Here is a 21,600-nt window from a genome sequence, read left to right on the forward strand (position 1 = left end):
TCTCTTCGCGGACCCGTGCGGTGTCCCGGGCGCCCCCGGCATTCACTCCGCCGCGTACAGCCGCCGCAGATCCACGAGGACGACCTCGCCGTTGGCCTGCGCGTTCCACAGGCCGTCGGTGAACCCGGCGCCGCTGTAGCAGGCCGGCCGTACGGCGGAGGTGTCGATCCCTCGTCCCGCAAGCAGTTCCGTGATGTGCCGCAGGCGCTCCAGATGCCCCTCCCCCATGACCTGGTCCCACTTGGCCTCCCCCAGGGAGAGCAGCACCCCGTTGTCCTGTCCGACGGCTCCGCGCACGACCACGTCGACTTCGTGACTGGTGCGGGCCGCCGGGTCGGCGACCGTCCCGTACGAGACGTCGATCGGCATGCCGCCGAAGGTTTCCGGGGCTGCGAAGTGCGCCACCCACTCCCGGCAGATCTGCTCGAAGTGCGGCCCGACCACCGCCGACAGGAACCGGGCACGGGAGTTTTCCCAGACCTGCTCCGCCAGTCCCCGGTCGAGCAGGGCAAGCTTGGTCCGGGAGACGACATGATCGAACGCGATCAGTGGTTCACCGATGCGGTACACACTCCGGTTCTTGCGGAAGGCGTCCACTTCACGGCGCACGAGGCCGCAGTCCTGGAGCACCGTGAGCGGATGCGTGATGTCGCCCGCCGGTCGCCCCAGGCAGCCCGCGATCCCGCCTGCCGTCGCGTTTCCCGAGGCCAGTGCGGCAAGCACGGAGTGGTAGAGCGCCCGGTCCCGCAGATCGGATTCGTCGGCCAGCAGGTATCGCGCCTCACGGTAGAGGGGCGAGCGCGGTGACAGGGCGGTACGGCACACCCAGGCGTCGAAGTCGTCGAGCCCGGCAGGGACATCGTCGCGTACGAACTCGCGGCGGTACGCGGGGGTGCCGCCCACCACGCTGTGCACCAGAAGTGCGAGCCGGGGATCGTCGATGCCCCAGAAGCTTGCTGCCTGCCGGAAGTCGAGCGGCTGGACGATCAGCTCAAGGCTCGCCCTGCCCCGGAGCGGCGAGGTGCCGCCGAGCAGTCCGCCCATGAACGAGAGGGAACTGCCGCACAGAAGCAGCCTGGTGCGGGACTCCAGCCGCTCGGGGCGGCGCGGGCCGTAGGCGACCTGAACAATGGAGGGGAGGGACGGGGTGGCGCGGGCGAGGTAGGGAAACTCGTCGATCACCACCGGCACCGGCTTCTCCCGTCCCAGCGCGAGCAGCGCGTCGACGCACTGCTCCCACCGGTCGAAACGCAGCGGCCCGGCCGCCCCCGTGTACTGGCCCAACTCCTCCCCGAACCGGCGCAGCGACTCCGCCTCCGTGGCCTCGTACGCGCAGAAGTTGAAGCCACCCGCAGCCCGGGCGAGCGAGTCGAGGAGGAATGACTTTCCCTGCCGCCGCCGCCCCGACACGACGCCGAGTGTCGCCTCGGGGCCGGGGTCGGCGGCGAACGCGGTGAGCTCGCTCCACTCCCAGTCTCGGTCGAACATGTCGGACGGCTTCGCGAGATTGCGGGGTTTCCCGGCCATGAGGAACGACCACTTTCGTACTGGCTTACGGAATCACATTTCCCAGAAGTACGTTTCCGTTAACGATTCCGTACGGCCCGGGACACGGGGCCGCCCCACGCACCGCGAACTCGCACCACACCACCTTGCCGGGGTTCCGCTCCTTCAGCCCCCATTTGTCGGCGAGCGCCGCCACCAGCAGCAGCCCGCGCCCGCCCTCCGCATCGGGAGCCGCGTCCGCGACGACGGGGCGCACCTCCCCCTCGCCGCTGTCGTGGACCTCTACGCGCAGGATGCCGTCGGCCGGCTCCAAGTAGAGGTGGACACGGAAACCGCGACCGGGCGGGACGCCATGCAGCAGGGCATTGGTGGCGAGTTCGCTCACGCAGAGCAATACGTCGTCGGCGCGGGCGTCGCACGCCCAGTCGACGAGGGCCTGGCGCACGAACTGTCGTACGAGCGGCACGGACCGGCGTTCGCGACGGTAGAACGCCTCGCGGAAGTGGGGGAGTTGAGTTGGTTCGTTCACGCAGCCAACGTCACACAAAGTCACTACCGTTGATCAGCGCGTCGAGTCGTACAACGGACTTGTACGGCTTCTGGCGGGTCATCCGGGGTCGGCAACGGGGAGAGGCAGTTCATGCACTCGGCAAAGAGGAACAAGCGGATCACGTCCTGGCACCTGATCGGCGCCCAGCTGGCGACGTTCCGCAAGGCGGCCCGGATGACACAGACGGCACTGGCTGATCAGTGCTGCGTGGGCGAGGACACGATCGCGTCGATCGAACAGGGGCGCAGGCCGCTTCAGGCGGACTTCGCGGCGCAACTGGACGAACTGTTCGACACCAAGGGGGTGTTGCAGGTCGCGGTGTCGAAGGTCCCGAAGAAGGAGCGATTCCCGGCGTTCGTACAGGACTTCGTGGAGTACGAGCAGGAGGCAGTGACGCTTCTCTCGTACCAGAGCCAGGTGGTACCTGGGCTGCTCCAGACCGAGGAGTACATCCGGTTCGTCTTCTCCTGCCTGTATCCGCCGCTCGAAGAGGACGAGCGAGAGGAGTGGGTAGCGGGCCGACTCGACCGACAGAAGCTTTTCGAACGCAAACCACGCCCCATGCTGCACTTCGTGCTGGAGGAGAGCATTCTGCGCAGCGAGATCGGGAATCCCGTCATGCTCCGAGATCAGATCCGGCATCTGCGCCAATGCATGGAACTCCCCTTCCTGGGGCTGCAGATCATGCCGATGAGACTCCCGAAGCACGCCGGGCTCGCGGGGCCGATGGTGCTGCTGGAGACCCCCGATCACGACCACCTCGTCTACGTGGAGGGTCAGCTGACCAGCTACCTTCACGAAGATCCAGATGACGTCAGCGTCCTCCAGCAGATGTATGGGATGCTGCGTTCGCAGGCGCTTTCCGTCGAGAAGAGCGCGCGCCTACTGGACGAACTGCTTGGAGAGTCATGACCCGCGCAGCACACCCGGCCCCTCACTCCGCCACCCTCGTCTGGTTCAAGTCCAGCTACAGCAGCAGCCAGGGCGGCGACTGCGTCGAAGTCGCTTACGACTGGCGCAAGTCCAGCTACAGCACCGACCAGGGCGGCGACTGCGTCGAGGTCGCCACCCACCCCGCCGCCGTGCACATCCGCGACTCCAAGGTCACGGGCGGCCCCGTCCTCACCGTTCCCCCTACCGCTTGGGCCGCCTTCCTCGAAGCAACGGTCTGAGACACACCGCCCCGCCCGTCAGAGCGGCTCCAGGCACGGGACCGTGTCTCCGACCTCCACCTCGTGGTCGTCGATCGCAAGTCCATAACCGCCATGCACACCCCTGCCCTTGCCTGCTTGTCAGCGCAGAGGGTTGCTGGCTTCCGGGGTGGCAAGGAGGCGGGCCGCGTCGTCCACGGTGACATGCTCCGTGCCACAGCCCACAACCAGGACCGCCACGACAGACGCCAGAATCCGGGCGCTCCTCCTCATCAGTCCCACCAGAATCTCCATGCCGTCGACCGGACCTCGCCGTCGCCGAGCACCGGCAGGTCCGGAAGCCCGTCACTGCAGTACGCGAAACGCTCCACCGCCGCACGGGCAGCGGTGGCGGGGGCGAGAGGCGGTCTCCGCACGACGAGGCGCATGCTACTGCCGTTCAGAAAGAACAGGTCGGCGCCGAAGCGCTCGTGCCAGCTGAGCAAGAACGCCACATGGTCGGCGGGCAGCAGCAGCCGCCCGGTGGGCTCGCTCCACCAATTCGGGGCGTCCGGGTGCCCGGGGAGCAGGGCCGGGATCTCATAGCCCTGCTTCGCCTCCACGAGGCACAGCCACAGCTTCGGTGCGGTACCGAGGTGCATGCCCTCCCAGATTTCGCCCTCCTGGGGGGGGTGGCGGCAGCCTCTTTCAACGCATCCGCGAGCCGCTCAGGAACGAGCTCGTCGAGCCATTCCTCTACGTCCTCCTCATCAGTAGTATTCGCGAGGGTGTCGCGCACTGCCGCCACAACGACCTCCTCCACGACCGCGTCGGGGTCACGCGCCAGGGCGGCGGCAAGGGCCTCACGCCCACCCACGCCAAGCCGCCTGGGCGGGTCCCAAACCAGACCGTCCGGGTCGAGCGGCGTGACAACCGGATACCGGCCGGTGACATCACGCCGGTCGAGCCACAGCTGCCACACGGCGAGGGCGTCGGGTTGCCGGACGGGGAACCCCATGACATGGACCCCGTGGGCCGAGACGGCGGCCCTCACCTGACCCGGCGGGATGTCGAAGCTGTGCGCCCTCATGAGGGCGCACACGTCGTCCGCCGTAAGCCCGTGCGGATCCTTCGACACACCGACCTCCTCTGTCGTCATCTCAGGTACTCGATGAAATCGTGTCCGTCGCCCTGCCAGGGCTGCCGCAAAGTCGTATTTCATGAGGAAACCTGCTGGTCAGCGGGTACTCCGAAGAGGTCGAGTGGGGCCTTGTAGGCGCCAGTGCGAGGCGACGTTGCGCGTCGACGATGGAACTGCCGGTCCAGCGAAGAAAATTGATGGCGATCGATCTCAACGTGGCCATGTTGTGCGGGCCGTGGCCAGTGCGGATCCGCGCGGCGTCCTCGCCGAAGGCCACATCCCGCACATAATGGATCTTGTATTCCACTCCCCCAGTGACCCCTCGCATACCTCGCGACGCTCTCGGGAGCCGCCCGCCGCAAGGTGAGGTCGGTGATCAGGTAGACGGTCTCGCGGGTCCGTTTCCCCGACGCCTCCACCCGGGCGACCTGCCGCACATGCGGGAAGGCCAGATCGCCCCAGGTCCCCGCCTTGGTCACCCGAGTCTCCAGCCGGCCGTGCCCCCGCTCGCTTTCCTTGTGCATGGCCGTCAGCTCCTCCCACGGGATCGAACGGCACGCCTCCCACAAAGCCGGCTGGTTCCGCTTCACGGTGAAGACGAAATGCGCGCCCATCTCCTCACCAGCACCTTCGCGGTCTCCGCCTGGCTATGCAGGGCATCAGCCGTCACCACCACACCCCACAGGTCCAGGATGCTGAGCAGCGGGGCCAGGGCCGGATCTCATTGCTCTTGCCCGCGACCCGCTGGATCGCTACCAGCGTGCCGTCCTGAGCCATCGCGCCGATCAGCATCACAGCACTCTCCGTACCCCGCCGTGATCCCCGCAGGGCCTTGCCGTCCGCCGCCACCGGACAGCAACTCCAACCGGGGCACGGACGTGACAAACTGACGTTTCACCGAAGCTCCGTTGGTTCAGGACGACTTGCGAGGTCACCCACCCCAACCGAGCTTCGGCCTTCCCAGACACGGGCCTCTCACCAGCGGAAACATCTACACGCAGGACTTTGCGGCAGCCCTGGCCTGACCATAACCACTTTTATTACAAGCCATCCGCAAAATTCGAGGAAACGAACACACCGGCTTCCTCCTCTTCGAGGAGAACATAATATTCCCCATCCGCAATGAAGCTGTCATAGATTCGATTTGCGAAAAAGTCCTCAGGACAGTCACCTCGAGGAAGGATCCTCACGTGCGCAGGAACCATCCTGTACGGCCATCCAGAATCAACCGCATCGTCTACAAGGACTTGGACGAAGAAATCTTCCGAATCAAAGTTAGCACTGAAGAAGTGTGGGGCATCGCGATGCCACACGGGCTCTACGGAAAGGCTGGCAGAAACGACGCTTACGAGACGTTCGAACATGAACTCCGGATCCGCCTCGGCCTGTCGCCAACGCTCGAGCAGATCACCGCTGAATCCGACGTGCAGCATGTACGTATACATTCCCATTTCCTCCCGCTGTTCAGTCGGATACCCCCACCCCTAGAACCTTCCGGAACTTTTCCATGCATCGCTACCAGGAAAGGAATCCTGACTGGCAGCGGATAATTCGACCCCTCCCCCCTAAGCGGTCGCGCACATAGGTGGGTGGAGGAAGGATCGGGGCGAGGGGCATAGCCTGGCAAGGCGGAGGGGGAAGGCGACGCGCCCATCGGTACGCGACGCCGACTCACCTATGTACGCGACCTCTAAATCCCACAGCTTACATGGCGGGCAGTCTCTCGCCAGCCGGCGCACGTCGCCAGCACCACGCGAACCCAAGATGCACACCGCGAAAAGACGACCCGCGATTCTGCATCAACGCGGAGCCGACGGCATACCTGCCCAAGCGTGTAGCGCAGAGGAGGGACAGTCATTCCAGAGGTGAGCCGATTCCCTATGGGCACACCACAGGCCCGAGGATGCTGCTGAAACCCCTGAAGCGTCTGCTCCGAGCAATATGATTAACCACCACCAGGAAGAGTGAAATCAGAGTTACCGGTGATGAACATAACCGATTCCAAATGGGACGTTCTTTCCCGCTGGAAATCCTTCAACGCTGTTCGCGCCGTCTCTTCACTTGCCCCACCAGGCCGCAAATCTATGACTGCCATGCGTACACCTGCCGCGGCCTGCTTGTTGGCGCTGGCAAGTCGATCGACGATCGTCGAGGATTTATCCTTGGTTACTCGCTTGAAGTCCGCTCGGACGCCGTCGACGTAAGCATCGCCGCCCGTTGTGTCGTCTCTGGACATGACGTCGTGGCCCTTGCGAGCAAGGTAGAAGGCCGTCTCGAATTCCTGATCGCTGAATCCTATATCGAACGACAGTCCTGTCTTTCTACGCGCCTTGGGACCCCAATTGCGCCCCCAACTCTCATCAATCCTATCCAGAACCCCCTCCAAGTACTTCTCTATCTGCTTCTTTACCATTTCTTCCACGAGGAAGTCGGAGAGTCCGCACATCTTGCCGCCACCGAGCCTGCAGTTCATTTTCGCCGCATCGCCCGCAATATCCGCAACCTCTCCGTAATCCCCGTTTAGCAACTGGTTGAGGCGATATTCTCTTGCTATTTTCGCGTAGTTATCATTGTGATGCTGGGCGTATTCCTGGCTCTTCGTTGCATGAGCCACACTGGCACCGGCCCGGCCACCACTGCTACGGCCACTGCTGGCAGTGCCTGTTGTCTTGCCGGGAGTCGGGCTTGATGGGCCAGCTGGCCCTCCATCGCGCCTGGGCTCGCTGTGGCCGGTGCCGTCGTCGATCCACAGTCCGGTGGGGTCTGCCGACGTGACCGGGGTGTTGTTGGCGTAGCTGTAGCCGTTGAGCGACTGGTGTTGGTCAAGGGCAAGTACGGGGTCGACGCTGATGAACTGGCCGATGGTGGGGTCGTATTCACGTGCCCCGATGTGGGTGAGGCCTGTGGTGGTGTCGGCGGGCTTGCCGAGGAATGCTTTGTCGTCGGGCCAGGTGGTGGGGGTGGTTCCGCGGGGGGCGCCGAAGGGGGTGGTGTAGCGCTTGGTGACGTCCTGGGTGGTGGCGTCGATGGCGATGCTGCTGGTGCCATGGTGGTCGGCGGCGAGGAGGCTGAGCTTGCTGCCTGCGGTGCCGGCTGTTGCGGTGCGGACGGCGATGGTCTGGCCCGCGGCGGTGTAGTAGCGGGTGCCGGAGATCGTTTCGGTTGCGCCCTTGGTGGTGAGGCGTACTTCGGTGGCGCCGAGGTAGAGGACGGTGTCGCCGTCTCCGGTGGCGCGGCGGATGAGGAGTTCGCCGTCGGCGTCGTAGAGGTAGGTGGTGCCGAGGGCGGGTTTGGTGCCGGCTGCCGGCTCGGTGGTGGAGGCGAGTTCGCCCTCGGTGTTCCAGTCCAGGGTCTGGGTGCCTTGGGTGCCGGGGCGCCCTGTGGTGTTGCCCGCCTCGTCGTACGTGTACGTGGCGGCCTTGGCGCCGGTGGTCTGGACGAGCGGGTGGGGCTGGCCGGTCGGTGTCTTGTATCCGTACGTGGTGGTGGCGTCGCCCGTGGCCGCGTGGGTGGTCTCGGTGTCGCGCTGGCCGGCGTTGTTGTAGGTGTAGCTGGTCCAGTACGGGGCGGCGCCGTCGAGGTTGGCGGTGGTGCGGCCACCGGTTGCACAGTCGGCGGTCTTGGGGGTCCAGGCTTCGGTCAGGCGCCGGTTGGCGTCGTAGGTGAAGCACTGGTTGTCGGCCTCGGTGGTGCCGCCGAGGGTCGTGGGGTCGAAGATGGACTGGACGTTGCCTGCTTCGTCCTGGGTGAAGTTGAGATCCTGCAGCATGTACGGATGGGTTTGGTCCGTGACGTGGCTGCGGGTGAGACGGCCGGTGCCCGCCTCGTACTTGTTGGTGATGTAGGCGTTCTTGGCACCCGCGATGCCGAGGGTGAGCTGTTCGGTCTGGCCGAGGGCGGAGTAGGTGACGCCGAGGAGGTAGGTGCTCGTTCCGGAGAGTTCGGTGGTCAGGCCGACGGAGTTGTACTTGGGTTCGACGATTTCCTTGGGGAGTCCGGCGACGCCCGGCTCTTTGGTGTTGTTGAGAGTGCCGTCGAGTCGGTAGTCCGTGCCGAAGGTGATCGTGGACGGCACCGCCCCGGAGGTGACCAGGGGGTCGTCGGCCGGCAGTACGACGTCGGTGCTGATGGCGCGGCCGAGGGTGTCGTAGGCCGTGATCTGCTTGGTGTATGCCTTGCCGGTGGTGCCGCCGACGTAGCGGGTGGAAGCGGTGGGCTTGCCCTTGAGCAGAGTGTCGTAGCTCCAGTGGGCGAGTTTGTTGGCGTCCGTCCTCGCGGTCTGCCACAAGTCGGTCTTGCGGCCGATTTCGTCGTACCCGTACAGGAGGGCGGCGTTGCGTGAGTCGGTGGTGGTGTCGATCTGGTCGAGGTCGGTGTACTCGGTGGTCGATGTGCCCTTGTCCGGGTCGGTGGCGCTGGTCTGGCGGCCGAACAGGTCGTAGGCGTACGTCCACTTGGCGTCGTCGATGCCGGTGATCTGTGACTGCTTGCCGTCGCGGGTGTAGTCGTACTTCACCCGGGTGTAGTCGGTGCCGGTCATGGCCCCGTACGCGGTGTCGTTCGGTTCGGTGCCGGCGTAGGTGCGGGTTTCTGTGGTGCGGCCCAGCGCGTCGGTGATGGTGCGGGTGGCGTTGCCGCCCTTGACGGCGGTCGTGGCCGTGGAGTCACCGGTGTAGCTGGTGGTGGTCGACCACCGGTCTTCGCCGAACACCGTGAACGTGCTGGTTACGGGGCGTGCTGCCGCGTCGTACGTGTTCCGGGTCAGGGCCGGGGTGTGCGCGTAGGAGGCACGGGCGTAGGTGCCGTTCGGAGCCGTGGTGTTGTCGTAGATGTCGGCGTACGTCTCGTAGGCGAGGCCGCGTGAGTTGTAGCGGGTGTCGGTGAGGATGCGGCCGCCGAGGGGTGAGGCGGTCTGGGTCTGGAGGGGGCGCAGGAGTGCGTCGGTGATGGCGTAGCTGGTCTGGTAGCTCTGGCTGTCGGCCTTGAGGGTGGCGACGGAGGTCCAGGGCTGGCTGCCGCGGGCGAAGTTGTAGGCGTACTTCACATTCGGGGCGTCGATGCCCTTGTGGCGGTTGGGTGCCCAGGTGTCGGTGATCCGGCCCAGTGCGTCGTAGGAGTTCTCGGTCTTCTTGACGTTGGCGTCGAGGATGCTGGTGACCGATCCGCGTGCCGGGTCGACGTAGGTGTACGTCTTGTGGCTCTGGCCGTTGGAGGCGAGCTTGGGTGCGGCGACAACGGTGGAGGTGAGCGGGCCGGCCGCTGCGGGGTAGTACGTCGTGGTGGTGACGCCGCCCTTGGCGTCCGTCACGGTCAGCGGGCGTCCGAGGGTGTCGTGGGTGATCTTGGTGACCGTCTGCCAGCCGTCGTTGAGGGCCGGGGTGCGGTCATTCGTGCCGATGGCGGCCGGGTATGCCTTGGCTCTGCCGGTCCAGGTGGCGAGGCCGCGGGTCGGGATCTGCGAGGCGGACCAGCCGGTGGCGTCCGTGTCGTCGTAGACGGCGGCGGTGTCAGAGAGCACGTCGCCGGGGGTCTTGGAGTTTGCCGGGAGGTTCAGTTTGTCGTCGGTGATGACGGCCCCGGCGGAGTCCAGGCAGAGGGAGGAGCAGTCCGTTGCTGTGCAGCGTTCCTCGTAGGTGAATTTCACGATGCCGGAGGTCTTGCCGGTGAACAGTGTGTCGGAGCGCTGTCCGTACTTGATCTCTTCGAGGTAGCCGCCGCGGGTGTAGGCGGCGAGCTTGGTCTTGTCGCCGTTCTTGGCGTAGTGGTTCGTCTCCGCCTTGTACCAGTAGGTGGAGGCGTTGCCGTGGATGTCGGTGACGAGGTCGAGGTTCCAGCGCCATGCCTGTGTCTTGGCGCGTCCGGAGAAGCTGGTGTCGGAGGAGTATCCGGGCTCGCCGGAGTCGTCGCCGAAGACGGGGGCGGTCCAGACCGAGTTGGTGCGCTCGGTGTCGGCGCCGGGGAGTTTGTTCAGGCCGAAGGTGTAGGTGGTGCCGTCACCGGTGACGACCTTCCAGTACTCCCCCTTGCCGTCGCCCTTCCCGTCGACGATGTTGTCGCCGTCGTCGCCGTTGTCGGCGCCGGTCTCGTGGGTGACCTGGGAGGCGTCGTCGTTCTTCAGGTGCCAGGTGCCCTTGGTGTCGTCCTTGACAAGTTCGGTGGCCTTGCCGTTGAGGACGAGGGAGGCGTTCTCGTACTTCCAGCACTGGTCGGACTTGTCGTCCTGGCCGTCGTCCTCGCACGAGCCGTACTTGCGCTCGATGTAGGAGGAGGTGAGGTCGAAGCCCTCACCGAGCATGGTGCCCTGGTTGTTGGTGTTCGCGGTCCGCCCGTCGGTGCTGCCCGAGTCGTAGGACAGCGAGAGCGCGGGGGCGGGGCCCGCTGCTGCGGGTGGCACGCTGATCGGGTAGGACCAGGTGAACGCCCCGGATGAACCGCCCGCTTCCCAGCTGGAGGAGGCAGTGAGCGGGGTCGCCTTGTAGTCACCGGACCCGGATGCCGGAACAGCGGCGGCCGCAGTCACGGCGAAGACACCCGCTGCTGACGTGCCGCTCTTGGCTGTGGTCGCCTGTGGCAGGGAGACCTGCGCGGAGACGTTCTGCTTCGTGGCATCGTTTCTGGAAGAGACGGGTGTCTGCGTACGGCACTTGGCCTTCTGCGGACTGGTGAGCGCGCAGGCGGGCAGGGAGACCAGGCCGAGACGAGGCCCCCAGTTGCCGCCGATCGCGTCGGCGAAGGTGGAGTAGTCGACGGTGATGCCGACAGTACCGGGGGATTCGGCTGCTGCGGTGAACACGACGCCGGTGATACCCGCGTTACGGGCTGTCTTCTGGTCGAGCACCTTCACCGTGGCAGTGCCTGCGGCAGCAACGGCCGGCTTTCCGTCACGTGCTGCGGCCTTCGCGGGGCGGGGGGTGGTGACGAAGACGGGAGCCGTTCCCGGCTTGCCGGATATCTTCTGCGTGCTGTGTGAAGCCTTCGGCCAGCGAGCGGCCCGCTCACTGCGTGCCTGAGCGGCCTGCTGGTTGTTGGCGGCTCGGTTCTTCACCACCCGCTCGCGGGCCTCCTTCGCCCCGAGGTGTACGCCCGGTTCGTCTTCTCCTGCCTCTACCCACCTCTGGAGGTGGAAGAGCGGGGGGAGTGGGTAGCGGGCCGACTCGATCGGCAGAAGCTCTTCAACCGCAAACCCCCGCACTGCCCCGCCCGTCAGAGCGGCTCCAGGCCAGGACCATGTCTCCGACCTCCGTCTCATGGTCGTCGATCGCAAGTCCATAACCGCCATGCGCACCCCTGCCCTTGCCTGCTTGTTAGCGCAGAGGGTTGCTGGCTTCCGGGGTGGCCAGGAGGCGGGCCGCGTCGTCCACGGTGACACGCTCCGTGCCACAGCCCACAACCAGGACCGCCAAGACAGGCGCCAGAATCCGGGCGCTCCTCCTCATCAGTCCCACCAGAATCTCCATGCCGTCGACCGGACCTCGCCGTCGCCGAGCACCGGCAGGTCCGGAAGCCCGTCGCTGCAGTACGCGAAACGCTCCACCGCCGCACGGGCAGCGGTGGCGGGGGCGAGAGGCGGTCTCCGCACGACGAGTCGCATGCGACTGCCGTCCAGAAAGAACAGGTCGGCGCCGAAGCGCTCGTGCCAGCTGAGCAAGAACGCCACATGGTCGGCTGGCAGCAGCCGCCGCCCGGTGGGCTCGCTCCACCAGTTCGGGGCGTCCGGGTACCCGGGGAGCAGGGCCGGGATCTCATAGCCCTGCTTCGCCTCCACGAGGCACAGCCACAGCTTCGGTGCGTTACCGAGGCGCATGCCCTCCCAGATGTCGCCCTCCTGGGGGGTGGCGGCAGCCTCTTTCAACGCATCCGCGAGCCGCTCGGGAACGAGCTCGTCGAGCCATTCCTCTACGTCCTCCTCGTCAGCAGTTTTCGCGAGGGTGTCGCGCACTGCCGCCACGACAACCTCCTCCACGACCGCGTCGGGGTCACGCGCCAGGGCGGCGGCAAGGGCCTCACGCCCGCCCGCGCCAAGCCGCCCGGCCGGGTCCGAAACCAGACCGTCCGGGTCGAGCGGCGTGACAACCGGATACCGGCCGGTGACATCACGCCGGTCGAGCCACAGCTGCCACACGGCGAAGGCGTCGGGATGCCGGACGGGGAACCCCATGACATGGACCCCGTGGGCCGAGACGGCGGCCCTCATCTGACCCGGTGGGACGTCGAAGCCATGCGCCCTGATGAGGGCGCTCACGTCGTCCGTCGTGAGCCCGTGCGGATCCTTCGGCACACCGACCTCCTCGGTCGTCATCGCAGGTACTCGATGAAAGCACTATCCGGAGCGACAACCGCCAGGACAGGAACGGGCAACCGATAGCTGCCGCTCCGCCAAGCCGAGTCATGGCAAGCAACTCTGTGTAGCCGTCAGGGAATTAGCGACTGCGGTTGCCCGGGCCCAGGGCTCGGTCGGACGTCCGACGCCCAGAACCTCTCATGTGTGACAATTGTGATGCATCGCCAGGGGCACGGCATAGCACACGAGTTGTTCCCGTATCCGCAGGAGGCTGCGCGCTTCGGTCGCCTCGGTCGACCAAGGCGCCGCGAACGACGGCAACCCGCGCCACTTCACGGTGAGCGTGGGAGCCTGAGGCGGGTCGGCGCGGGCTGCCCCGACCGGGGCACACCACTCTTCCGCGCCGACACCGCCCTGGACCGCTCCCTCACGAACGACTTACGGTAAGTGGCATCTGGTCGTGACGTACTCCCGCTTACCGGGTGCGGGACCAGGACTGGCGACTACCAGATTTCTGGCTCCTGCCATTGGGCGCACGTTGGACGCTGCCCCCCGGAAGAAAGGAATTCTTTTGCAGCCTGACGTACCAAAGCTAGGGGGATTTCCGCAGTGGCGGGAAACTCGGTCCGATTCCCTGCGACAAAGTAGGCAACCTCCCCTCCATTGCTCCCCGAAGATCCGAGCGAGACGAAGTTCTTCTCGTCCATGAAACTCAGAACCCCTACCTGCCGTTTCTTGTCGGCGCCAACCATGAACTCATGATCTGGGAATCCTGACGACAGAAGCTCACGCTCCGAACTGTGCAGAACAGCCAAGTTCTCGAACTCATGGCCCGTAGCAAGAGCATCGATAAGCGCATCGACATCCTCAGGGGTTCGGACTACCAATGGTTCGTCTGCATGCTGTACGCAGTAGTACACCTGAACCCTGTTTTGCGTCACTTTCCACCCATCCCTATGTGGCCATTCCCGCGGGCTGACGAGCCGCAGCCAACTTGCTCGTTCGACCAGTTAACCCCTTCTATCCTGACGCTGGCGCGTGGTGAAAGAGGACGATCGCCTTCGCAGGGTCCGTGATCCGGTTGGTGCTGCAGCGGATCTTTCGCAGAAAACACCAGCCCTTGAGCGTGGCCATGGCCTGCTCACCGACGCAGCAAATCTTGGCGTGCGTGCCTTTGTGACGGCGCTGACACCGCCGGAGCCGAAGACCGCGGAACGGGAACCTGATCGGGCGACCTGCGGCTTGGCGCCTGCTTGCTCGGTAGCCGTACCGGTCCGTAGATAGTTGAGCAGTGCCGTTATGACTCGGCGGCGCCCGAAGGTGTAGAGCGCCGGCTCGATGAACCAACGGCAGAAGCTGGGGTCAGGGTCGTGGACGGCTGCGGCCATCAGCGGTGCAAAGAACTTGCCTGGACCGGACGTTGCTTCTGTGATGCGGCCGCGCTGAGGTCTGCGTCGTCACGAATATTCGTGAGCGGCAGTGCGCAGGGGGCTCGTATACTCGCGAGCGGGATGGGGGCTCGTAGCGCAGTGGTCGTCGCGCCTTCACCGCGTGTGGGAGGACGCCGGTTCGAATCCGGTCGGCCCCATCCCGCCTCTTGCCCGGCTGCAGCCGGTTGCTTCCGCCTGCAGCCGGTCGAGACAGTCCCTGATCGTCATGTGCAGATCGCCCCTGGCGCCGGTATCCGCTGTCACCTCGTGTGCGCAGCGCGTGGGCTCCTTCGTTGCCGTGGCCCCTGCGGACACAAAACAGTGGCGGGCTCGGGTCGTTGGGGACGAGCATGGGGCGTATGAGTGATCAACCCGCACGATGGAGCCAGGCGACCGTCTACCCCGATATGTGGGCCGACCCGGACAACGATCCCCGCAACAAGAACGGGACCAGTCCGGACGGCGAGCTTGCGACGCTGGAAGACTTCCTGACGGGGTACCGCTTGACCCTGCGGATGAAGTGCGAGGGCCTGGACGCGGAGCAGTTGGCCCGGCGGTCGGTTCCGCCGTCGACGATGTCGCTGCTCGGTCTGCTCCGTCACCTCGCCGAGGCGGAACGGGACTGGCGTAACTGGATCAGCGACGGCGATCCGCTCCCGAAGCTGTACGGCGTGCGTGACGCGGACTTCGACGGAGCCGTCGCCGATCAGGCCCTGGTCGACGCCGCGTACGCCGATCTGGAGCGCGAGCAGGCCGCGACCGACGCCGCGCTGGCCGAACACCCGGATCTGGGCGAGCGCCTGGGGAAGGACCGCACCGCGGTCCGGGAGTTGATGGTGCACCGGGTCGAGGAGTACGCCCGTCACTGCGGGCACGCCGACCTGTTGCGCGAGTGCGTCGACGGGAGGGTGGGCCAGTGACGAGGGCGAGTGTGAGGGCCTGAGCCCGGGGCGGGGCGGCACGCCGTGACGGCACGGCGGGCCGCCCCGCCCCGGCACCGGCGCACCGTTGGTCCGCGCCGGCCTCGGTGGCGGCGCGGGCCAACGGGCCGGGCGGGGTCAGCCCGCGGTCGGCGGGACCCGGCTCATTGCCTGGAGCAAGCAGTGTTCACCGTCGGCTCGTTGCCGACGAGATCGCGTACCCGCACGGGTGCCCCGTCCGGCGGAGGGGGCACCAGCGCGAGCGGACGCGGCGCGGAAGTCAGCGGAGGTCAGCAGCCGCCGCAGTTGTAGTACGTCACGTCCCAGTGGTTGCCCTCGTCGGCGTAGATGTTGCCGGAGCCCGCCTTGTACTGGGGGGCGCCGTCACCGCGCACGCCTATGTAAGTGAAGGCGTTGTGGACGTAGTTGGTGAGACAGGTCGACTTGGCGAAGTCGAGCTTGTAGCCGTTCCAGTGCGAGTACGTGCCACTGGCGTGCCCGGTCTCGGTGCCGCCGGTGATGTTCAGCGCGCAGCCCGTGGCGCTCTTGAGGGTCTGGGCGCCCTGGGCGGTGGCCAGGTTGAGCTGGTCGAACGAGGTGCAGGTGGAGACGTAGCGGTTGGAGCAGCCGCCGGAGGACGACCAGGTGATTCCGGAAGAGCTGAACCGGGCGGTGGCCTGGGCGTGGGTGAGCTTGGTGACGGCGTGGGCCTGGGTCGCACCACTGCCGAGAACGCCGACGCCGGGGGCGAAGAGGACGCCGAGAACGAGGGCGAGGGCGGTCAGGACGGGGCGCAGTGTCATACGGGACACCATGGGGGACTCCTCCTGCTCATGACAAATAAGGGGCAGGAAGATAGTGCCCGAGTTCTACGCGCGTCCGCCAGAGGGTGCAAGGGGTTGGATGAGCAGACGGGTCGCCGTCCGCGACCATCCGCACCGTACGTCTGGGCGTGCGCGGCCGTCAGGCCCACCCCCTGCGGGCGGCGATCCAGCCGAGCTGGATGCGGCTTTCCGCGCCCGCCTTGAGCATGAGTTCGCCGATGCGGCGCTGGACGGTGCGGCGGGAGACGCCGAGCTGGCCGGCGGCAGCCTGGTCGGTGAGACCGGCCAGGACCAGGGCCAGCACCCGGGCGTCCATCTCGTCCAGGCCGTCCGGGCGCACCTCGGTGATGCTGCCGCCCACCGTATTGGGGGAAAGCGGATAGGCATGCTCCCAGGCCAGTTCGAAGTAGGCGATCAGGGCCTCCAGCAGCCCGCTGGAGTGCAGCAGGATCGAGGCAGGGGCGGAGCGGCATCCCGGCAGCAGGGGCACCATGGCCAGCTCCCGGTCGGCGATCATGAATTTCACCGGCACCGATTCCGCGACGCTGACCTGCTGGTCGGCCGCGATCGCACCCAGTACCTCGGCGACCATGCCGGGCTGGCCCAGCACCTCGCGCTGCACGATGGTGCGGTAGAGCACACCGCGGCGCACCCCGGCATGCTCGGCGGTGTTGTGCTCGCGCCGCACGACGGTGGACTCCGGCACCATCATCGCCCGGATCTCGTGCCGCGCGGACTCCTGGAGCTGCATGAAGCGGTGCCGTACCGCGCCGGAGTCGGTGATCACTTCGACGATGCTGCCGCCGGCCGCCGCGTTGCGATACTCCTCGGTGAGTGCCAGCAGGGCCTCTTCGGCGGCCCGTAGATCGTCGCGGCGCTGCCGTAAAGTTCCGCCGAGCGCTACGGCCGGGGGCGCGGCGGTGAAGACCGTCGACATCCCCGGCCGTGCGCCGTCGCCCTCGCCGTCGTCCTCGCCCTCACCGCCGTCGGCGCCGACCATGGCGAGGCCGCGCCGAGCCAGCGCGGTGAGCAGCGGCTGCACCTCGCAGGGGCGGCGGCCGGTCTCGGCCGCCAGTTGGTCGGCGTTGGCGCCGGCACGGGCCACCAGGAGGCGGTAGACCTCCTCCTCGGCCGGGCCGAGCCCGAGCATCGAGAGCACGGAACCTCCTCGTGATCGAGTGGTTCGATCGCATCGATCGAGCGAAGTCCCGATGACAATACGGAGGCTGTCGCCCCGTCAGTCACCCGGGGCTGGGTGACGTGGCGGAAGGGGGGCCGACAGCCTCCGTATCGGATCTTTTCGCCTACTTCAGACCGTAGGCGCGGATCACCTCCTGGCTGATGCGGTTGCCCGCGTCGTCCCAGGCCTCGGCCTTCAGTGACACATAGCCGTGGCGCGGGGCATCGTAAGAGGCGGTCCAGGTACCGGACTTCGGGTCCGGGAGCAGCTGCGCCGGCTTCCAGGTCGCGCCGTCGTCGTACGACACCGACAGCGTGGCTCCCTCGACCTTCCCGGCGCCGGCCGCGTCCGGCAGGTGGCTCGCGGTGAGCCGGAGCGACTGGCGGCCGCCGCGGGCGTCACCGGCCAGGTCGGTGTCGATGTGGTAGTCCAGCTGCAGCATCGCCATCCGGTCGATCTGCTTCGGGTCGGTGACCGGGTCGGACTTCACCTGCCACACCGTGTGGGCGCGGGTGGACAGCCGGTAGACGTCCGCGTCGCGTTCGGCGCTCAGGTCGAAGGTGTAGACGGAGGTCGTGGTCGGGAGGTCGAAGATCACCGCGGCCGGCCGGCCGGTGGTCTTGACCAGCGTGCCGTCCTGGTAGATCTTCAGGTCCAGCTTGTCGCCGCCTTGCTGAATGGCGCCGCCGTGTCCCATGCCGCCCGCAGGGTTGTTGCCGCCGTCCGACCACGGCTGGAAGTTGACCGACAGGGAGCTGCTGTAACGCTGCGGCCACCAGTAGCCACCGCCGACGGCAGGGCGTGTCACGGGGCCGAACCAGTTGTGGATCTGCCGGGAGCCCGGCTCGTAGCTGAACCGGCCGCTGCGGGACTCCCACACCCGCTTCGGCCCGTTCACCGCGAACTCGGCCCACACCGTGCCGGGCTGCGCCGAGACGTAGTCGGTGCGGGTCCCGGGCATGTCGATGGGCATCGTGTACCCGGACGTGACCTCGCGATACGGGCGGAAGTTCACCCGGCCCTCGCCGCCGGGCATGGTGGTGGTGCCGTGGTACCGCATCTCCACGGTGGCCAGGTCGGACGAGCGGGGACGGTAGGTCAGCCCGGTGGACGGGATCTGGCCGGTGTGCGGGTCCGACAGGTCGTATGCGTACGGGGAGTTGGGCACGCCCTTGACGTCCAGCTGCAACCGGCCGCGCTTGGCGTCCGCGATCAGCGGCGCTCCGACGCGGGCGGTCACCGAGGCCACCGGCACGTTGCTGTTCGTGCCGTTGCCGCCGACGTACTCCCGCAGCTTGCCGGGCCCGTCGTTGACGACGATCAGCAGTGCGGCCCCGGCGTCGGCGGCCGCCTGGGCACGCGCCGATCCCTTCAGCTCGTCCGAGCTGGTCACCAGCGCCGCCTTGCCCTTGACGTTCAGCCCGGCGTACTCGGCGGGGGTGCCGGTGCCGGCGTAGACCACGTCCAGGCGCTTGCGCCCGTCGTAGAACGAGGAGCCGGCCTGGTCCATCAGCGGGACCGGTCGGCCGTCGGCGGTGAGCGTCAGCAGCGGGTACGCCTTGCGCCAGCGGGTCTCGTATTCGAAGCTGCCCTGGGTCACCTTGCGGGTGGGGAGCACGAACATGCTGTCGTACGTCGGCGGCAGAATGTACTGCTGGTCCAACGCGCCCGATCCGTCGGCCGAGTCGTCCGAGCGGTACCAGTTCATGGACAGCATCCGGTCCTGGGTCTTGCGCGGCACCTCCGCGCGCACCTCGCGGGTCCGGCCGGCGTCCAGCACGACCTCCTGGTCGTGGTCGAGGGTGATCTCCGGGTCGCCCATCAGCGCCATGCCGACCGAGTCGGGGCCGTTGCTGCCGGCGACGGTCAGGTAGGTGAAGACGCTGTAGGTGCCGGCCCGCAGCCGCAGGTCGAGACGGCCGGTCTCGTCCACGGTGATGACCAAGGGGTCCTTGCCGGTGCCCAGGTGCTGGATCACGGCATAGCCTGCGGCGGGCTTTCCGGAACGGTCCTTCAGGACGATGTCCAGGTTGTGCTGTTGGTCCTCCCGGTACAGGCCGACCTGGGTGCGGGCGCGCAGCTCGCCGGTGGCGTCCTTGGCGGTGATCTGTCCCAGGTAACGGCGGCCGTCGGCGCCCAGGCCCGGCTTGGCGGTGGCCGTGACGGTGGTGGAGCCGTGGGCGGGCACGGTCACGGTGTCGGAGGAGAGGGTGAACATTCCCGCCGGCGCGGGCTTGCCCGCGTCGGCGGCCGGGTCCGTGTCGTACGGGCCGCCGGCCACGGTGGCGTTCAGCGCCAGACGCAGCTCCACCGGCTCGTCACCGCTGTTGCGGTAGGTCACCGTACGGTCGACGGACTCCGCGCCGTCGTGCGGCCAGGCGTCGAGGCCGAAGTACGCCGAGCCGGTCGCGGTCACCGTGGCGGCGGTCGCGGCGGCGATGTCGGCACGGCCGCTGCCCACCTGGTAAGTGGTGTACGCCGACAGTTCCTTGGAGGTGCTCATCAGCGCGTCCTTGAGCTGCTGCGCCTTCCAGTCCGGGTGTTCCTGGGCCAGGATCGCGGCCGCGCCGGCGACGTGCGGGCTCGCCATGGAGGTGCCGCTCATCTTCTGGTACCAGCCGGTGGCCGCGCTGCCGCCGGCCTTGGCCGCCAGGATGTCGACACCGGGGGCGGAGATGTCGGGCTTGAGGGCGTAGTCCTTGTAGCGCGGGCCCTGGGAGGAGAAGGACGCGCGCTTGTCGGCGGAGTCCACGGCGGCGACGGTCAGGGCCTCGTCGGCGGCGCCGGGGCTGCCGACGGTCGCCTCGGCGCCGGCGTTGCCGGCCGAGATGACGAACAGGGCGCCGCTCTCCTCGGTGAGCCGGTTCACGGCCTGACTCATCACGTCGGTGCCGTCGGAGGGCTCCGAGGTGCCCAGGCTCATGTTGACCACCTTGGCGCCGTGGTCGACGGCCCACTCCATGCCGGCGATGAGCCAGGAGTCCTGGCCGGAGCCCTCGTCGGCGAGCACCTTGCCGATCAGCAACTCTGCGCCGGGCGCCACGCCCTTCTCGGCGCCGTCGGCGGCCGCGCCGCTGCCGCCGACGGTGGAGGCGGTGTGGGTGCCGTGGCCGTGGCCGTCCTGGACGGTCTCGTCGGGAACGAAGCTCTGCGACTCGCCGATCCGCCCGGCCAGGTCGGGGTGGTTGAGGTCGGCGCCGGTGTCCAGCACGGCGACCTTGACGCCCTTGCCGTCGTAGCCCTTTTCCCAGGCGGCGGGCGCGCCGATCTGCGCGGTGCTGTCCTGGAGGGTGGCCTTGACCTTGCCGTCCAGCCAGATCTTGTCCAGCCCGTCGCTCAGCTCGGGATCGGCGGAGCCGGCGGCGGGCGCGGCGGGGGCGACCGCGGTCCACAGCTCGCGGGTCTTCTTCTTCGCCGCCTGGACGGACGTGGCGTTGACGGCCGGCAGCGACCGGATCTTCGTCGCTCCGGCAGGCGGCACGGTCCGGGCGGACGCCGCGGCCGAGGAACGGTAGCCGAGGATCAGCGGGATGCCGTCGCTGTGCTCGTCGTCGTAGCCCTGCTCGATCAGTTCGGTGACGTTGAACAGCCGCCGGTCCAGCCGGTTCGCGGCCAGGTAGGGCAGCACCTCGTCCGGGAAGACGTAGAGGTCGTCGCCGATGGTCTCGGTGCGCACGCCGCCGGTGGCGCCGCGCGGGCGCGTCACGTCGACGCTCTCCTTACCGCCGCCGACATCGGCGACGCGCACGATGTCACCGGTGAGCAGGGTGACGGTGTGGTCCCCGGTGGTGCCGGTCGCGGAGGGGTGGGTTACGGCAGCGGCTGACGGCACGTCCGCCACCGCGGAGCCGGTCGGCCCGGCCAATGGCGTCAGGACGGCGACGGTGCAGACCGCCGCCGCGAATGCCCGCCGGCGATGCCGGCGGGGAGGTGTGAGAGAAGTCATGCAGGGGTTCTTATCGGCCCGGCTCCTGTGCGGGAACAGCAGTCCGCTGGCACCAAAGCGCCACGTCCCACATGTGCCAGCGCGACCGACGCGCCGCCGGGCGGCGGTACTTGCCCGGAGAGCGGTGCGCGGCGCCCATTCGGCCTGATCCGACGCCCGCCTCGCCCGGCTGCGGGCATTTGGTGGTGCCGAGCGCAATCCGCGAGCTCACCAGTACGGACCCTAGGACCGGAGTCCGCGGGGCATGCCGGGCCCGCAGCCGCGGACCTCGCCGGCCAACTCCAGCGCCGTCGCCGCCGACTGGGCACTTGACCCGGCCGATACCGGCGCGGGCGAGCGGCTGGCCCGCACCCTGTGCACCGGCGGTCACGACCAGCTCGACAACCCCGAGTGGGTGGCAGGGGCCCGGGACACCTGGGAGGACGTTCCGTTCCCGCTGCGCCGTGGGGTGCGCCGGTCTCGAAGGCACTCCGGCCCGCAGGGCACATTGGTGATCGGCGGCCTGCCCGTCGATCAGGCGGCCCTGCCCGCGACACCGACCGTACCCGGCTCGGTCCAGCGCCAGGCCACCATCTGGGCATCGCCGATGCGTCCCGCGTCGAGCAACGGGGTTGCCAACCCCGCTCACTGATTCACATCAGACTCCGCAGCGGCCCTTCCGTCAGCGGACCCCTCAGGGGCAACCCTCGGCG

The 21,600-nt window shown here is 67.6% G+C and carries 15 protein-coding genes and 1 tRNA gene; 5 read left to right on the forward strand and 11 right to left on the reverse strand.

The features are described from left to right. Positions 1-42 precede the first annotated feature (42 nt). Positions 43-1,527, reverse strand: coding sequence for an AAA family ATPase (locus ACZ3IC_RS04435; protein ID WP_467412504.1), 1,485 nt, complete (start codon positions 1,525-1,527; stop codon positions 43-45). A 25-nt stretch (positions 1,528-1,552) separates the two neighbouring features. Continuing rightward, entirely contained in the window at positions 1,553-2,035 is a 483-nt protein-coding gene (locus tag ACZ3IC_RS04440; RefSeq protein WP_467412506.1) for an ATP-binding protein, read from the reverse strand. 111 nt (positions 2,036-2,146) lie between these two features. On the opposite strand from ACZ3IC_RS04440, the gene ACZ3IC_RS04445 reads away from it, so the two are divergent. Both ACZ3IC_RS04445 and ACZ3IC_RS04450 read left to right on the forward strand, forming a co-directional pair. Beyond that, a complete protein-coding gene (locus tag ACZ3IC_RS04445; RefSeq protein ID WP_467412508.1) occupies positions 2,147-2,968 on the forward strand; it encodes a helix-turn-helix domain-containing protein in 822 nt (273 codons plus the stop codon). Then, positions 2,965-3,228 (forward strand): DUF397 domain-containing protein, encoded by a 264-nt coding sequence (locus ACZ3IC_RS04450; protein WP_467412510.1) that lies wholly within the window; start codon positions 2,965-2,967, stop codon positions 3,226-3,228. The genes ACZ3IC_RS04445 and ACZ3IC_RS04450 overlap by 4 nt, the downstream gene beginning before the upstream one ends. 251 nt (positions 3,229-3,479) lie before the next feature. Here ACZ3IC_RS04450 and ACZ3IC_RS04455 read toward each other — a convergent pair whose 3' ends face one another. The 6 genes from ACZ3IC_RS04455 to ACZ3IC_RS04480 form a co-directional block, all read right to left on the reverse strand. Then, positions 3,480-3,848 carry a DUF4253 domain-containing protein gene (locus tag ACZ3IC_RS04455; protein WP_467412513.1) on the reverse strand — a complete coding sequence of 123 codons (369 nt, stop codon included), beginning with the start codon at positions 3,846-3,848 and terminating at the stop codon, positions 3,480-3,482. A gap of 498 nt (positions 3,849-4,346) precedes the next feature. Beyond that, positions 4,347-4,634 (reverse strand): hypothetical protein, encoded by a 288-nt coding sequence (locus ACZ3IC_RS04460; protein ID WP_467412515.1) that lies wholly within the window; start codon positions 4,632-4,634, stop codon positions 4,347-4,349. 733 nt (positions 4,635-5,367) lie between these two features. Next, the gene (locus tag ACZ3IC_RS04465; protein ID WP_467412517.1) at positions 5,368-5,772 is read right to left on the reverse strand and encodes a hypothetical protein; all 405 of its coding nucleotides are present in this window, start codon (positions 5,770-5,772) and stop codon (positions 5,368-5,370) included. 500 nt (positions 5,773-6,272) lie between these two features. Next, positions 6,273-11,375, reverse strand: coding sequence for an RHS repeat-associated core domain-containing protein (locus ACZ3IC_RS04470; RefSeq protein WP_467412518.1), 5,103 nt, complete (start codon positions 11,373-11,375; stop codon positions 6,273-6,275). Between the two features lie 387 nt (positions 11,376-11,762). Continuing rightward, positions 11,763-12,626, reverse strand: coding sequence for a DUF4253 domain-containing protein (locus tag ACZ3IC_RS04475; RefSeq protein ID WP_467412520.1), 864 nt, complete (start codon positions 12,624-12,626; stop codon positions 11,763-11,765). A gap of 485 nt (positions 12,627-13,111) precedes the next feature. Further along, positions 13,112-13,549, reverse strand: a complete 438-nt coding sequence (locus ACZ3IC_RS04480) for an Imm1 family immunity protein (RefSeq protein ID WP_467412522.1) — start codon at positions 13,547-13,549, stop codon at positions 13,112-13,114. Between the two features lie 573 nt (positions 13,550-14,122). Here ACZ3IC_RS04480 and ACZ3IC_RS04485 point away from each other — a divergent pair. Next, positions 14,123-14,196, forward strand: a tRNA-OTHER gene (locus ACZ3IC_RS04485). A 192-nt stretch (positions 14,197-14,388) separates the two neighbouring features. Next, the gene (locus tag ACZ3IC_RS04490) at positions 14,389-14,958 is read left to right on the forward strand and encodes a DinB family protein (protein WP_467412524.1); all 570 of its coding nucleotides are present in this window, start codon (positions 14,389-14,391) and stop codon (positions 14,956-14,958) included. 290 nt (positions 14,959-15,248) lie between these two features. On the opposite strand, the gene ACZ3IC_RS04495 is transcribed toward ACZ3IC_RS04490, so the two are convergent. From ACZ3IC_RS04495 to ACZ3IC_RS04505, 3 genes are all read right to left on the reverse strand, one after another. Continuing rightward, entirely contained in the window at positions 15,249-15,773 is a 525-nt protein-coding gene (locus ACZ3IC_RS04495) for a hypothetical protein (protein WP_467412526.1), read from the reverse strand. Between the two features lie 148 nt (positions 15,774-15,921). Then, a complete protein-coding gene (locus ACZ3IC_RS04500; RefSeq protein WP_467413118.1) occupies positions 15,922-16,932 on the reverse strand; it encodes a helix-turn-helix domain-containing protein in 1,011 nt (336 codons plus the stop codon). Between the two features lie 154 nt (positions 16,933-17,086). Further along, positions 17,087-20,908 (reverse strand): S8 family serine peptidase, encoded by a 3,822-nt coding sequence (locus ACZ3IC_RS04505; protein ID WP_467412527.1) that lies wholly within the window; start codon positions 20,906-20,908, stop codon positions 17,087-17,089. A 244-nt stretch (positions 20,909-21,152) separates the two neighbouring features. Here ACZ3IC_RS04505 and ACZ3IC_RS04510 point away from each other — a divergent pair, with 244 nt between their 5' ends. After that, positions 21,153-21,539: a hypothetical protein gene (locus ACZ3IC_RS04510; protein WP_467412530.1), complete on the forward strand. Its 387-nt coding sequence runs from the start codon at positions 21,153-21,155 to the stop codon at positions 21,537-21,539. Positions 21,540-21,600 lie beyond the last annotated feature (61 nt).

The organism is Streptomyces sp. NPDC002958 (assembly GCF_055563255.1).